This is a genomic window from Nostoc sp. NMS2 (assembly GCF_017115105.1).
Taxonomy (GTDB): Bacteria; Cyanobacteriota; Cyanobacteriia; order Cyanobacteriales; family Nostocaceae; genus Nostoc.
In genome coordinates this window covers 22,772-37,283 of the sequence record NZ_JABXKH010000059.1, presented here as the reverse complement: position 1 = coordinate 37,283, position 14,512 = coordinate 22,772, and the positions used below count along the sequence as shown (strand labels likewise).

General features: G+C 44.0%; 9 protein-coding genes, 2 pseudogenes and 1 riboswitch. Of the genes and pseudogenes, 7 read left to right on the top strand and 4 right to left on the bottom strand.

Translation table 11 applies throughout. From position 1 onward, the window contains the following. Positions 1 to 250 precede the first annotated feature (250 nt). Complete coding sequence (locus HWQ36_RS11160) at positions 251 to 1,339, top strand: aromatic ring-hydroxylating dioxygenase subunit alpha (RefSeq protein ID WP_292702006.1); 1,089 nt, start codon at positions 251 to 253, stop codon at positions 1,337 to 1,339. Between the two features lie 376 nt (positions 1,340 to 1,715). Here the strand turns inward: HWQ36_RS11160 and HWQ36_RS11155 are convergent. After that, positions 1,716 to 2,612 (bottom strand): annotated as a pseudogene (locus tag HWQ36_RS11155) (LysR family transcriptional regulator). Between the two features lie 151 nt (positions 2,613 to 2,763). Between HWQ36_RS11155 and HWQ36_RS11150 the strand changes: the two are divergent. From HWQ36_RS11150 to HWQ36_RS11140, 3 genes and pseudogenes are all read left to right on the top strand, one after another. Next, positions 2,764 to 3,657, top strand: a complete 894-nt coding sequence (locus HWQ36_RS11150; protein ID WP_292702004.1) for an NmrA/HSCARG family protein — start codon at positions 2,764 to 2,766, stop codon at positions 3,655 to 3,657. 234 nt (positions 3,658 to 3,891) lie between these two features. Further along, positions 3,892 to 4,106, top strand: a riboswitch (cyclic di-AMP (ydaO/yuaA leader). Positions 4,107 to 4,267: 161 nt separating this feature from the next. Next, positions 4,268 to 5,539: a glycosyltransferase gene (locus tag HWQ36_RS11145; RefSeq protein WP_292702002.1), complete on the top strand. Its 1,272-nt coding sequence runs from the start codon at positions 4,268 to 4,270 to the stop codon at positions 5,537 to 5,539. Between the two features lie 294 nt (positions 5,540 to 5,833). Continuing rightward, positions 5,834 to 7,130 (top strand): annotated as a pseudogene (locus HWQ36_RS11140) (transposase). 59 nt (positions 7,131 to 7,189) lie between these two features. On the opposite strand, the gene HWQ36_RS11135 reads toward HWQ36_RS11140, so the two are convergent. After that, positions 7,190 to 7,414 (bottom strand): hypothetical protein, encoded by a 225-nt coding sequence (locus HWQ36_RS11135; RefSeq protein ID WP_292702000.1) that lies wholly within the window; start codon positions 7,412 to 7,414, stop codon positions 7,190 to 7,192. Between the two features lie 704 nt (positions 7,415 to 8,118). Here HWQ36_RS11135 and HWQ36_RS11130 point away from each other — a divergent pair. Together HWQ36_RS11130 and HWQ36_RS11125 are read left to right on the top strand one after the other, a co-directional pair. Next, positions 8,119 to 8,760: a hypothetical protein gene (locus HWQ36_RS11130; RefSeq protein WP_094341021.1), complete on the top strand. Its 642-nt coding sequence runs from the start codon at positions 8,119 to 8,121 to the stop codon at positions 8,758 to 8,760. Between the two features lie 10 nt (positions 8,761 to 8,770). Next, complete coding sequence (locus HWQ36_RS11125; protein ID WP_292701996.1) at positions 8,771 to 9,577, top strand: pentapeptide repeat-containing protein; 807 nt, start codon at positions 8,771 to 8,773, stop codon at positions 9,575 to 9,577. Positions 9,578 to 9,658: 81 nt separating this feature from the next. Here the strand turns inward: HWQ36_RS11125 and HWQ36_RS11120 are convergent, their stop codons facing one another. Next, positions 9,659 to 10,846: a glycosyltransferase family 4 protein gene (locus HWQ36_RS11120; protein ID WP_292701995.1), complete on the bottom strand. Its 1,188-nt coding sequence runs from the start codon at positions 10,844 to 10,846 to the stop codon at positions 9,659 to 9,661. Between the two features lie 980 nt (positions 10,847 to 11,826). Then, on the bottom strand, positions 11,827 to 13,638 hold the full coding sequence (lepA, locus tag HWQ36_RS11115; protein WP_292701994.1) for a translation elongation factor 4: 1,812 nt from the start codon (positions 13,636 to 13,638) through the stop codon (positions 11,827 to 11,829). A 589-nt stretch (positions 13,639 to 14,227) separates the two neighbouring features. On the opposite strand from lepA, the gene HWQ36_RS11110 reads away from it, so the two are divergent. Then, positions 14,228 to 14,464 (top strand): hypothetical protein, encoded by a 237-nt coding sequence (locus HWQ36_RS11110; protein ID WP_012408258.1) that lies wholly within the window; start codon positions 14,228 to 14,230, stop codon positions 14,462 to 14,464. The last annotated feature ends 48 nt before the right edge of the window (positions 14,465 to 14,512 follow it).

Below are 14,512 nucleotides of genomic sequence, written 5' to 3'. Positions count from 1 at the left end.
CTCCCAGCTAAGAGATCCCCTGACTCTTTTTCAAAAATTCTCGCTCCGTCTAGACAAACGCAATATCATCAGAATTATTCTGATTAAGGCTTTTTTGAGTATTTTAACTTATTGAGAAAAAGTACTTTATTTTAAAATCTCACGAATGTTTCTTGGGTGACTGTTTCTCACGGTACTGAAAGTAACTGTTTTTTTTAAGTTCGCATGTTACTTCTAGATCAACTGCTTCACCTCAAGTGAAACCATAAAAATGAATCTCAACTCGCAGACTTTTAGCTCAACCCGTAAACCTAAAACTTTCAATAATCCAGAGCGTTTTATTGAAGGATGGTATTGGGTAATACCCTCTCGAAATCTGCGGGTAGGTGAAGTAAAACCTGTCACGATTTTGGGCAGAGAACTAGTGATTTACCGTGGTAAGGACAGAAGAGTAGCTACCTTTGATGCCTACTGTCCACACATGGGCGCTCACCTTGCTGAAGGCAAAGTTGAGGGTAATGCACTCCGTTGTTTTTTTCATCACTGGAAGTTTGATGCTGAAGGGATGTGTATTGATATCCCATGTTTAGATACGCCGCTTTCCCTAAAGTTACAAACTTGGCCTACTGCTGAAAAGTACGGCATGATTTGGGTTTGGACTGGAGAAATACCACAACAACCCCTACCTTTTATTCCAGAATTGGAGCAAAAAGAGTATGATGTTGCCATTCATTCTCACTTTATGATGAACTGTCACCCCAATGTGGTGATGATTAATGCGATTGATGCTCAACATGTCAATGCAGTCCACAAACTGCCAATAGAAATTATTTTTGAAAGACAGGAACTGAACGAAAATGCAATTATCTTTAGTAACACTACACCCATTAAAGACAATTCATCTTTTATTAAACTCCTCCGTTTTTGCTACAAAAATGCCATAACTTACAGTATTTGCTATTGGTACGGTAGCATTGGTATTGTGACACTTGGCCCCGATTTCTTCCATGTCCATACGATGTTTGCAGTCCGCCTCCACGAAGGTGGAAAATCTGAAGGTCAAATCCTGTTGATTACTAAGAAACGTAAAGGATTTTTTGGTTGGTTATCCAATCAAGTTGTATTATGGCTGACTAAAATTGCAGGCAAATTCTTTCTCATGGGTGACATCAAGATTGTCCAAACAATTAAGTTTGATTTGAAAACTCCAATCAAAGCAGATCAGTCAATCATGCAGTTTATTAACCATGTTGAAAGGCAGCAATCTCTAATGTGGGGGACTTGGCAAGAGGCGCGATCGCGCGATGTGGAGAGCAAGCCCAAGCGTGAGAGATGGCAAGATACAATGAGTAATGACTAGTAACCCAAGTTGCGGGTTATCAAATACAGATTTACTATTGAGTGCGAACAGACACTTCAAAGTGGTGGTTATGCGTAGCCCAACCACCACTTCCACTCAACGAAAAGTATTAGTATACAATTATAAAAAGTATTAAATTTAGCTCAGATGATGTCTTCGGCTAGGGCTTGCGAGTCCGTTACAAGATAAAAACAGAGCAACAGACGAGAACTGGTTTTAAGCTCTGTTTCGGCATCCAATCGTTCAAACATCTTTTTAGAGCGAGGCTGAAACCCTCGCTTTCGCGTTTTTGATCTTTGAAATAATTTAGATAGTTGTTTTTCATTACATCATGGCGATCTATTGGCAACCTGAGTTCGGTAGGCACTTAATCCTCTCAATCTACAACATCAATTTGCTTGAGTGCAGCAGCCAATTCTGTCATAAATTCAACAAAGACCCGCACTTTAGCCGAGAGATAGCGTTTTTGGGGATACAACACTGTGATTGGCAATCCAATTCGGGTTGCATAGGATTGGAGAATCGGTTTGAGGTCTCCACGCGCGATCGCGTTTGCGGCAATAAACTTGGGCAACTGCACCACACTGGCTCCTTGAATTACCGCCGCTAAAATAACTTCTGAGTTATCGAATCGCAGATTGCTATCAACGGCGAGGTCGATCGCTTTTCCGTCTTGCTCAAACTTCCAGGTCGGCTCTTATCGAGTCTGGGGATAGATAAAGTTGACACAGCGATGCTGCAATAGTTCTGTGAGCGTTGTGGGCGTACCATACTGGGCGAGATACTGCGGCGAGGCACAAGTAACATAGCGTGCAGTTGCCAGGTGGTGCATGATCAAACTGCTATCGCTGCTCATGCCAATCCGCACAGTCGCATCAATGCCTTCCTCAATCAGATCGATCAGGCGATCGTTAAACGAAACGTTCAGCTTGAGCTTGGGATATTGGGCGGCAAATTGCAGCAGAACTGGAGCGATATGCAGTTTGCCGAACGTAAAGCTCAGATCCACCCGTAATGTTCCGATCGGCATGGCTTGCGATTGTTTAACTTCGAGTTCGGCTTCTTCCAAGTCGTTGAGAATTTGCTGACAACGTTGATAAAAGCGCTTGCCTTCTTCGGTCAGCGTCAAACTGCGCGTCGTCCTCTGAAGCAAGCGCACCCCCAATTCATCTTCTAAGCGCAATACGGCTCGACTCACGGCGGAGGGAGCCATGCCTAACTGTCGGGCTGCCTCTGAAAAGCTGCCGCATTGAGCGGAGCGCATAAAAATCATCAGGCTTTTCAGCTTGTCCATTGAAGCCACCGCATCTTTGAATCTTTTGCACAAGTGTTTTGAATTTTAGCTACTTTTTCTTTTTTTCTGTACAAGCTACTCTTTAGACAAGATGAAATTCAAATTCACAAACATTGGTGAGAAAACAGCGATGACACAGCCAATCAATGCAGAACGAATTATCTTGGTAACAGGAGCCACCGGCAATCAGGGCGGGACGGTGGCGCGTCATCTTCTTCAGCGCGGCAAATTTAAGGTTCGCGCAATGGTTCGCGATCAAAATAAGCCTGCTGCTCAAGCACTCCAGCAAGCAGGTGCAGAACTCGTACAGGGAGATTTTAGCGATCGCACCTCACTCGATCGCGCTGTGCAAGGCGTTTACGGCGTTTTCTCAATGCAAGATTTTAGAGAGGGAGCGGAAGTCGAAATTCGTTATGGCCGGGCACTCGCTGACGCGGCAAACGCGGCGGGCATTGAGCATTTTGTCTACAGTTCGGTGGGTAGCGCCGAACGCAACACGGGCATTCCGCATTTTGACAGTAAGTTTCAAGTTGAAGAATATATTCGCTCACTCAGTCTGCCCTACACGATTCTGCGTCCGGTGTTCTTCTTTTACAACTACAAGATGATGCGATCGACAGTTGAAGCCGGAACGCTTCCACAGCCACTCCATCCCGATACGAAGTTGCAGCAGCTTTCCGAAGAAGATTACGGGGCAATGGTTGCCGAGGTGTTCGATCGACCCTCAGACTTCATGAAGCGCGAAATTGAAGTTGCCAGTGTGGACATGACTATGACAGAAATTGCTGCCGCGTTCAGCCGAGTCTTGGGCAAACCTGTCAACTACCAACAAATTCCGTTTGAAGCGTTTGAGCAGCAAGCCGGGGAAGAAGTGACGATCATGTATCGCTGGTTTGAGAACGTTGGCTACATCGCGGATTTGGCACAGTTGAAACGTGATTTTCCTGCCCCGATCAACTTTGAATCCTATCTGCGCGACCACGGCTGGGCAAAACCAGCCGAAAGCGCCTCTAGTGTTGTGTAAAACAGTAGATAGGGTGTTGATTTAGAGTCAAACAATAGATTTTTCACTTGAAAAAAGTAGCAATAAACATCAGTAATTTTCTTCTTGAGAGCTGATCAACAACTCCAATTTTCCCCTACAATTTGATTCTTCAAAGCTAGTTACAACGCGCTTTGAAGTGATTAACATCACCATTTTTTTGTTCATACTCTTGACATAGTTGATGACGAAAGGTTATAAAACTTTAAAGAAAAATAAATCAGTCTGCCTAATCCACTACATTCCCAACAAATATTTATAAAGGGGAAACCGGAGCGGAGGAACCAAACCTGGGGCGTATTTTGAAGAAAGTTAACAGTTAATGGTGAGGAGTTAAAAGTTACTAAACTCATAACTCATAACTTTCTTAAGAAGGACATCTCTCAGTCCTAGCCCGTCAGCTAACTTCGTCGGCATTGAGAAGAGACTGAACGAGCAGCATTCTTAACAAGTAATGCCTTGTTCTCGTCAGTGTCCTTTGGCTGGTAACTTTGCGGTTCGTTGTGCCTGCCCTCGGCCTTGAGAGAGGATAATAATATCTTGATTTCTGGCGTTTGAGGCAGGATTATTTACCTTGAGGTGAAAATCAGCTATGTTCCAGAATAAGAAGCATCGCATTGCCCTAATTTCTGTTGATGGCGACCCGGCGGTTGAAATTGGTCAAGAAGAAGCTGGGGGTCAAAATGTTTATGTGCGTCAAGTAGGTTATGCCTTAGCCCAGCAAGGTTGGCAAGTGGATATGTTCACTCGTCGTAGTAATCCCGAACAAGCTGCGATCGCTCAACATAGCCCAAACTGTCGTACTATTCGGTTAAAAGCTGGCCCATCTGAGTTTATCGGGCGAGATAACTTGTTCCAGCATCTACCTGAATTCATCGAAGAATTCCAGCAATTCCAGCAGCGCCAAGGGTTCCATTACTCCCTCATTCATACCAACTACTGGTTATCATCTTGGGTGGGTATGGAATTGAAAAAGCAGCAACCCCTGATTCAGGTACATACTTACCACTCTTTAGGAGCCGTTAAATATAGAAGTATTGGTGATGTTCCCGTAATTGCAGCCAAGCGATTAGCTGTAGAAAAAGCCTGCTTGGAAACTATAGATTGTGTAGTTGCAACCAGTCCGCAAGAACAGAAACACATGCGGGTACTAGTTTCCAGCAAGGGAAACATTGAAATGATTCCCTGTGGCACTGATACTGACAAATTTGGCGGAATTCAGCGAACTGCGGCGCGGGAAAAGTTGGGAATTGCCCCAGATGCCAAAATGGTTCTCTATGTTGGTCGCTTTGACCGCCGCAAAGGAATTGAAACCTTAGTAAGAGCCGTTGCCAAGTCTAGTTTAAGGGGTGAAGCTAACCTCCAGCTAGTGATTGGTGGTGGTAGCCGTCCAGGTCAGAGTGATGGAATAGAACGCGATCGCATTGCTAGCATCGTGACTGAACTCGGATTAGAAAATTGTACAACCTTTGCTGGTCGCCTAGATGAAACTGCCCTCCCCTTCTACTACGCCGCCGCCGATGTCTGCGTAGTCCCCAGCCACTATGAACCTTTTGGTTTAGTTGCTATTGAGGCAATGGCTAGTAAGACACCAGTCGTAGCTAGTGATGTTGGCGGGTTGCAGTTTACTGTTGTACCAGAAGTGACTGGGTTACTTGCGCCTCCTAAAGATGAAGTAGCTTTTGCTGCTGCTATAGACCGCATTCTTACCAACCCAGCTTGGCGCGACCAGTTAGGCGAAGCGGCTCGACAACGGACAGAAATTGCCTTTAGTTGGTACAGTGTCGGATTCCGACTGACTCAACTTTATACTCGTTTGCTGTCTCAAACTGCACCCAATACCCGACCACGAATTGCAGCTTAATTTTTACCTTAAACAGCAAGAAGGCTCACATCTTACCGCGTAGCGGAAGTGTGAGATGAATTGCGCGTGAGTTGACGACAGTTCTCTGAGCGATATTGAGCGTAAGCGAAATTAGCTCAGAGAACATGGAGGAAACGAGCAAAATATTTTGTTTTAGATAATACAACTATTAGAATATATGTTACCATGAAAGAGTAAGCACGGTAAGGTCGATTCGCCACTTTGCGAGACGCTCCTGCGTCGCTCAGGCTACGCTAACGTGACGGGGACCGCCAAGACCGCAAGTGGCTCACCATGTATAGAGCAATTAAAGTTAGAATTTATCCAACAGACGAACAAGAATCATACCTAGCTCAATGTTTTGGCAATACTCGATGGTTGTGGAATTATATGCTCAATGCCACTACTACCGTGTATAAAGAAACTGGGAAAGGTCTTTCTAAAGCAGCTATGGATAAGTTGCTTCCAGAGTTGAAAAAGGAATATGAATGGCTAGGACTTGCATACAGCCAAGTGTTGCAACGAGTCACATTCAACCAATAAGAGTGCTTTTGTCAACTTCTTTGAAGGACGCGCTAAATTCCCTAACTTTAAATCTAAGCATGGTAAACAATCGATTCAATATCCTCAGAATGTGAAATTGATGACAGAAGACTCTGTGATTAAGTTTCCTGGTAATTTGGGGTTAATAAAAACCGTGTTTCACAAGGAACTCCCCGATGCCAAGTTCACGACTGTAACAATATCCAGAAATGCAGACGGTAGGTACTACGCATCTATTCTTTTCAACCAAAATGATCATCCAGTAGTTGCGATTAGAGACGCTATTGGTGTTGATTTGGGATTGAAAAACTTTGCTATCACTTCCGAGGGGTCAAAGTACGACCTTCCTAAAAAGCAGCTAGCTAAGTTAGAAAAGAACAAAAAGCGAAAACAGAAGAAATTAGCTAAGAAGACGGACAAAACATCTAATAAACGTCGCAAAGCTAAACATTTAGTGGCGAGAGCCTCTAGTAAAATAGCTAGAGTAAGAGAGGATTTTCTACACAAGCTATCTCGCAAAATAGCATACGAAAACCAAGTTATTTGTGTAGAAGATTTGAAAGTTTTGAATATGGTTAAAAATCCCAACTTGGCAAAATCAATATCAGACCAAGGATGGGGAATGTTTCAAACCATGCTCAAGTACAAAGCAGAGAAATTTGGACACACTTATCAAGAAATAGGTAGGTTCTTCCCATCTTCTCAACTTTGTAGTGAAACTCTACTACCAATCCCAATGTTGCAAAAAGGATATGATTCGTTGGGAGTTAGGTTTGTGGATTGTCCTCACTGCCAAAAACAGCATGATAGAGATATTAATGCTGCAATCAATATTAGAAACGAAGGATTGCGACTTCTTGTACTGAGCAAAGGCGTTCGCGTAGCGTCTCCGACAGGAGAAGTATGGGCGTTAGGAACTAGCGCTTCTGCCCTTGGAGGGGATGTAAGACCAAAGTCTTCAGGACGTAAAAAATCCATGAAGTCCGAGGCAATCCCCTGTGAATTGGGAAGCCCACACCCTATCTGTACTCAGATGGGTGTTGGGTAGTTCACAGCAAAGCATAAAGCCAACCAGTAGCAAGGTGACTCAGGAACCTTGCTACTTCCTTACTTATGTGCTATTCCAGTTGAAGGATCTGGAATGTGAACAAATTCTGACCATCGTTCAATTTCTTTATCTTCATCATCCTGAAGATATTCATAGCAAGTTGAAGCATTACTGATGTTGAAAAGTTGAGCAAAGCGAGAAAACTGGCTAGCAGCTATAAACACTTCGTCATAAGGCAATTCGCTGATATCAGTAAGGTTTGTAGCGGCTTCTAATTGTTGCAATATTTCTAGGCTCTATACTTACAAAGATTTAAGACCTACTCCTGCTTACGCTACTCAAGAGCATCTGTTTAGTGATATTTTACTGCGCCGGGCAACTGGAAATCACGGCTACACAAGGCTTTATCCGTCTACGAGGGTTTAAAATCCTTACTTTTGCGTTAGTCCGCGCAGGCGGACTTGGTTTGTATAGCCGCGATTTCTAATCGCCAAGGCTAGATGCTTGTCGTCACACATCGCTCGTCAAATTGTGGTAAAAAATATGGTGCAGCGATCGCAGTTAATTAGCGAATAGCCTTTTATTTCCTTGTTTCTAGCCAAACCACTTCTGGTATAATTCGTCAATATGTAAATTTTAGCATTGTCAGTTTAATTGGCTGCGGTTTGGGCAGCATTTTGAAGATAGCGGGGAAAGTTCAGTGAACTTTCCCCGCTTCAGTTTAGCTAAAAACTTTTTTGTCACATCAACTTTATCAGTAAATCAAGACTAGTTAGGCATTGCAGCCAGCGATTTGTGCGTAATAAAGCTTGTACAATTATCAAGGCGGTTTTTACTGCCAGAATACTTCTCAGGTGTAAAATTTATCGACAGCAAAATTTTTCTACTTTGTATTTTTCCATCCTTAACTTGTGGCAAAAATGACCCAAGTTAAGGACTTATATATTGCAATAGATAATTTTTACCCTTATGACTGGAGAGCAAAATCTTGGGAATAGAACTACGCAGTTTCGTATTTCTCGACAGCCTGCAACCTCAACATGCAGCATATATGGGAACAGTAGCCCAAGGCTTCTTACCATTACCAGGGGATACATCACTGTGGATTGAAATCTCTCCTGGTATCGAAATTAATAAAATTACAGATGTAGCCTTGAAAGCTGCCTCTGTCCGTCCGGGAGTACAGATAGTTGAACGACTGTACGGACTATTAGAAGTTCATTCTAGCTCCCAAGGCGAAACGCGGGCTGCTGGTCAAGCCATTTTAGCGGCATTGGGAGTCCGAAAAGAGGAATGTCTGAAACCGCGTGTTGTTTCTAGCCAGATTATCCGCAACATTGATGCTTACCAAACACAACTTATTAATCGCACGCGACGGGGACAGCTACTACTAGCAGGGCAAACGCTATATGTATTAGAAGTGGAGCCTGCTGCTTACGCCGCACTCGCTGCAAATGAAGCTGAGAAAGCAGCATCGATTAACATCCTTGAGGTTCAAGCTGTAGGAAGTTTTGGACGGCTTTACTTAGGTGGACATGAGCGAGATATTCTAGCAGGTGCGGCGGGAGCTTTAACGGCCATTGAAAGTGTAGCTGGTCGAGCAAATCCTCTAGGTGGTCGTCAGGAGTAAAGGAGAGAAAATGGCAAATCGAGAGCATCTAGCTTTACTGAAAGCAGGTGCAGTGACATGGATTGAGTGGAGAAAGAAAAATCCTCAGATTGAACCAGACCTCAGCACTGCAAATCTGCAAGGGGATAACCTTAGAGGTGCAAACCTCCAAGGGGTAAATTTGAGAAAGGTAGATTTGGGTAATGCTTTACTGGTGCGAGCAAACCTCAGTGGTGCTGACCTTAGTAGTGCTAATCTCAGCAAAGCCTTCCTCGTTGAAGCTAACTTGAGTGATGCTAACTTGAGTGTTGCTAACTTGAGCGGTGCTATCCTTACCCAGGCAGATTTGAGTCAGGCTAATTTGATTGGAGCCGACTTGAGTGAGGCGAATCTTAGAGGCGCTGCGATCGCTCATGCTAATCTAATTGGAACTGACTTAAGAGACGCTAACTTGAGAGATGCCGATTTAGGTGCAGCGAAACTAATACGGGCGAATCTCTCTTTTGCCAACCTCATTGAAGCTAATTTGATTGAGGCTGACCTCAGCGAAGCAAGTTTGTATGAAGCAGAAGTACTGGGGGCTTATCTTTATAAAACTGACTTATACAAAGCTAAATTGAATAAGGCTCGCTTCAGTGGTGCTTACCTGTTGCGGGCTAACTTAAGTGAAGCTGACTTGAGTCAAGCTGACTTGAGTTGGACTAACCTTAGAAGCGCGAATTTGGCAGGGGCAAATCTCAGAGGAGCCAACCTGAGAGGAGCCGACATGAGGGGAGCTAACCTCAGTGGCGTAAATCTTCAGGAGGCAATTATGCCTGACGCTTCCAAGCACGATTAGTTAACAAAAAAAGGTAATTGTGTTGGTTGTTACTTGTGCCTAAGTCCTATTCTTGAAGAAATCGCCAGTGTGAAAAGTCCCTTACCAGGGAATTTGCGATCGCTCTTGCACGACTCGCTGATATACTTCTTGAGTTTGCCTAGCTAATTTCGGCCAACTAAAGCGCCGCTCTAAATCCTCATAAGCGTTATCCACCAGCCATTGGCGATAACCTGGATTTTTCAACACTTCCAAAATTCCCCAAGCTAAAGAGTCGGAATTGTTCACCCAAGTAACAATACCTGTTTTGGTATGTTGCACCACTTCGGGAAAACCACCTGTATCGGAAACCACTACAGGCACGCGAGAAGCAAAGCTTTCTAAAGCTACAATTCCAAAAGGTTCGTAAAGACTAGGAAAAACGGCACAGTCTGCAACAGTTTGGAATTTATCTAAGTAATCATCAGAGAGAAAACCTGTAAAGTAGCAATGATGCCAAATTCCCAAATCCCAGGTTTGGCGCTTGAGATGCTCAGTATTGCCGCCACCAACGATGACAAATTTAACATTACCTCCCATTTCCGAAAGGATTTTGGGTGCAGCATTAAGTAATATAGGTACACCCTTTTCGTAGGTCATGCGACCGAGGTAATAAACGATTTTCTCGTTGTCTGTAGCAAATTGGCGGCGAAAATCCAGCGCATGAAAATCTACGTGATGCTGTTTCTTTTCGGCTCTGATACCGTTATAAATTACATCAATTTTGTTCCAAGGGCTGTGTAGCGCTCGTTTTACCTCTTGGCGCATATAGTCGCTACAAACAATAATCCGCCAAGCATTGTAAGCCAGCAAGGTTTCTTTGCCATTTATATAGCCTTGGATTTCAGTGTTAATACCGTTGTAGCGTCCGTATTCTGTAGCGTGAATTGTGGCAATTAGTGGTATTTTAAAATTATGCTTGAGAGCGATCGCAGCATCTCCAACTAACCAATCGTGGGCATGAATTAAATCAAAGGGCCCTTCCTCCAAGATCAACTTACCACCGTGATCTCCCATACTCAAATTGAGATTCACTACCCAGTGGAAAAAGTCATTACTATAAGCCACTGGCACGCGATGTACCTTTACTCCTTCAACCACCTCATACATCGATGCATGACCAAACTCCGCCGTAATCAGGTGGATTTCATGTCCTAGCTTTACCAGTTCCGGGTACAACTCCGCTACGTGCCGCGCAATTCCCCCAACAATCCTTGGTGGAAACTCCCAACTCAAGACCAGTATCTTCATCTGCTAGACTCCCCGACACTTTACAAATATCTAAACAACTACATTTACCTAAAAATACAAGTCTGGCGAATGCAGTGAGTACTTTTACTAAAATTTTTAGATTTTTTAATAGTTATTTTGTTAAAGTTTATCAAAGGTTATCGACTGGATGCTAGCGATAAGAAGCAGGGTATGATACTAATTCGTAATTCGTAATTCGTAATTTAAGATAATTGAGTGCCCGTTTTGTAACTCAGGCTTTAATCGACATTGAACAATTAGGCTACGGTGTAGACACATCTTTCTAGAAAACCAAAATCGTTGAAGATCCCCCTAAATCCACGCCACTTGCTTCACTTGGGAAGACCCCAAGACCGCAGTGGCTCCCCTTCAAAAGGGGGACTTTGACTCCGATTCCCCCCTTTTTTAAGGGCTAGGGGGGATCTAAACGCTATGAGGCAACTCTCAAAGACTTGTGTGTACACCGTAGCCTAAAAGGAGAGAGACTTTAAATTTTCCCCCTTCCCGCACTTCGTGCCGCTACGCGAACGTAGGGAAGGGGGTTAGGTTAATCGTTAGCTTTTCCACATAACGTGAAAAGTCAGGTATTTCCGGCATTGGTGTCAACTTAAGTCAGAAAGCTTATTCCACGGTAATTTTACCCCACCCCTTAATCCCCTCCCCGTTCACGGGGAGGGGAGATTTTGTCGCTAGACAAAAGCGGGGTGGGGTTCCGACGACTTAATTGGTAATTGAGTAGGCTTAATATAACGTCATTGCGAGGGTTTCACGTTAAGTTGACACCAATGGCTTTTCGGCCCACCTCACAAGAATCATCCCTTAATTCAGCAACGCCAAAGAGCAAATTCAGACGTTTGCAGACTCGCTATCCGCCACTCAGACTTCAATTCATTCTGAACGCGAAGACCATGCCGGAGGCATTATTCTGTTAGCGGATAGCTAGGGTTTAGCCCATTCTTACTCCTAAATTCTTTTTTCCATCAGCTTTGATCTAAGCGCAATACCGCCATAAAAGCTTCCTGGGGTACATCCACAGTTCCTACAGATTTCATCCGCTTTTTACCTTTTGCTTGCTTCTGTAAGAGTTTCTTCTTTCGACTGATGTCACCACCGTAGCATTTGGCTAGCACATCCTTCCGCAAGGCGGGGATATGTTCACTGGCAATAACTTTACTACCAATAGATGCCTGAATTGGGACTTTAAATTGATGGCGGGGAATTAGTTCCTTGAGTTTTTCTGCCATTGCCCGCCCAACGTTGTAAGCTTTGTCTCGATGCACAATCATCGCCAAGGAATCCACAGGATCGCCGTTAATCATGATATCCAGCTTCACTAGGGGATTCTCACGGTAGCCAATGAGGTGATATTCCATACTAGCGTAACCGCGCGATCGCGATTTCATTTGATCGAAAAAGTCAGTGACAACTTCCGCCAAGGGAAGTTCGTAAGTGAGTGTGGTTCGTCCTTGGGCGAGATATTTCATATCTTTAAAGATGCCCCGACGATTTTGTGACAACTCCATTAAGCTGCCGACATAAGTTTCCGGCGTAATCATCTCTACTTGGACGTAGGGTTCTTCAATTCGTTCGCGATCGTTGGGAGAAGGCAAACGACTAGGATTATCAATGTACAGTTCCTCTCCTTTGAGAGTAATCACCTTATAAACTACCGAGGGGGCTGTAATGATTAAATCGAGATTATACTCGCGCTCTAGGCGTTCCTGGACGATTTCCATGTGTAGCAAGCCCAAAAACCCGCAACGGAAGCCAAACCCCATCGCGCTAGAAGTTTCCGGTTCATAGTGCAGTGCTGCGTCGTTGAGTTCCAGCTTTTCTAAGGCTTCCCGCAAGTCTTCAAATTGGTCAGCATCAATGGGGAACATCCCACAATAAACCATTGGGTTCGCTTCTGCGTAACCTGGTAAGGGTGACTCAGCTTTTGCCTTACTGAGGGTAATTGTGTCGCCCACCCGTGCATCAGCTACTGCTCTAATTGCCGCTCCCAAATAGCCTACTTCCCCAGCGTGCAGTTCTTCAACTTGCTTTTGAGTGGGAGAAAGGACACCTAACTCATCAATTTCAAATTCTTTACCGGATGCCATTAAATGAATGCGATCGCCTTTTCTGACAGTGCCATCCATCACCCGGAAATACACAATTACTCCTCGGTAACTGTCGTAATAGCTATCAAATATTAACGCGCGTAAGCGTTCATTTATGGTATTAGGCGGTGGCGGTATCCGCTCGACAACTGCTTCTAAAATCTCATCAATCCCAATTCCTTCTTTAGCAGAAGCCAGAATCGCACCACTGCAATCTAGACCAATAATTTCTTCAATTTCGCCAACTACCCGTTCTGGTTCTGCTCCAGGCAAATCAATTTTATTCAAAACCGGAATAATTTCCAGGTTACTCTCTAAGGCTAAATAGACATTTGCCAAAGTTTGCGCCTCCACACCTTGGGAAGCATCTACCACCAATAGCGCTCCTTCACAAGCAACAAGAGAACGGGAGACTTCATAAGAAAAATCCACGTGTCCAGGAGTATCAATTAGGTTCAGCACATACTGCTGACCATCCTTAGCTGTGTAATTCATCCGGGCAGCTTGCAGCTTAATCGTAATGCCGCGCTCCCGTTCCAGATCCATGTTATCGAGAAACTGTTCCTTCATCTTTCGGTCTTCAACAGTGCCAGTCGCTTGTAGCAAGCGATCGGCGAGGGTTGATTTCCCGTGGTCGATGTGAGCAATAATACAAAAATTGCGAATGCGAACTGCGGGAACGTCAGTCATATACTATCTTTGCCTTAGCAGCAACCAAAGTTAAAAGAGCAATTTACTTAATGTATTTTAATGCTTTCTTAGCCAAGACGCTGCTTGCTTTTAATGGGGAGTGGGGAGTTAGGAGCTTGAAGTTAGGAATTAAAAGTTAGAAGTTATTATTTTCCCTCTGCCCCCTTGCCCCCTTGCCCCCTGCCCCCTGCCCCTCTGCCTCCCCTTCCCTCTTCACCCCATCTTTAACTTTCGATCTAAATAGGTGGACTTTTAAGAATATTATGAAAGTCTATTTGTCACTGCTAGTATTCAACAGCTAGGAGCGTACAATAAATGTAAATAAGTATATGTAGGGATCATGTAGTGATCTTGGGCAATTACGACCCGTAATTACTCATAATCACTGATTTATCGGCAAAACTTCTAGAGCCATTGTCTAGTCAGTTATATGAAAAATGCGATTTGAAACTTAAAGCTGTTACTTTGGTGCTATTTCGGGGAACTATGTAAATGTCCCCTTGAAGATTTTTCAGCGAATTAGCCCAAATGATGAATATAACTACTTTACAAAGCTTTAGACAAAACCAATTCAGAGTATATCAAACCTATGAATATGCAAGAGAAAACTACCGAAGCGGAAAACACACGAGCCGATAAGGTAGAAATTGCCGTCCGCCTGGACTCAGAGTTACTAGAGCAAATTCAGCATCTCACCAATGATCCAAGTAAAGTGATTGAGGTAGCAATTCGCCAGTGGTTGCGTGGTGAAATCCTCAGAGATGACGAACTGACGCGCACCCCTGTGCGTACCCCCGTTCCTCCTCGCGGTGAATGGAACGATTAATGCCATCAGTCATCTGTTAATGCAAGTTAAAAAAGGTGAAGTTTGCCA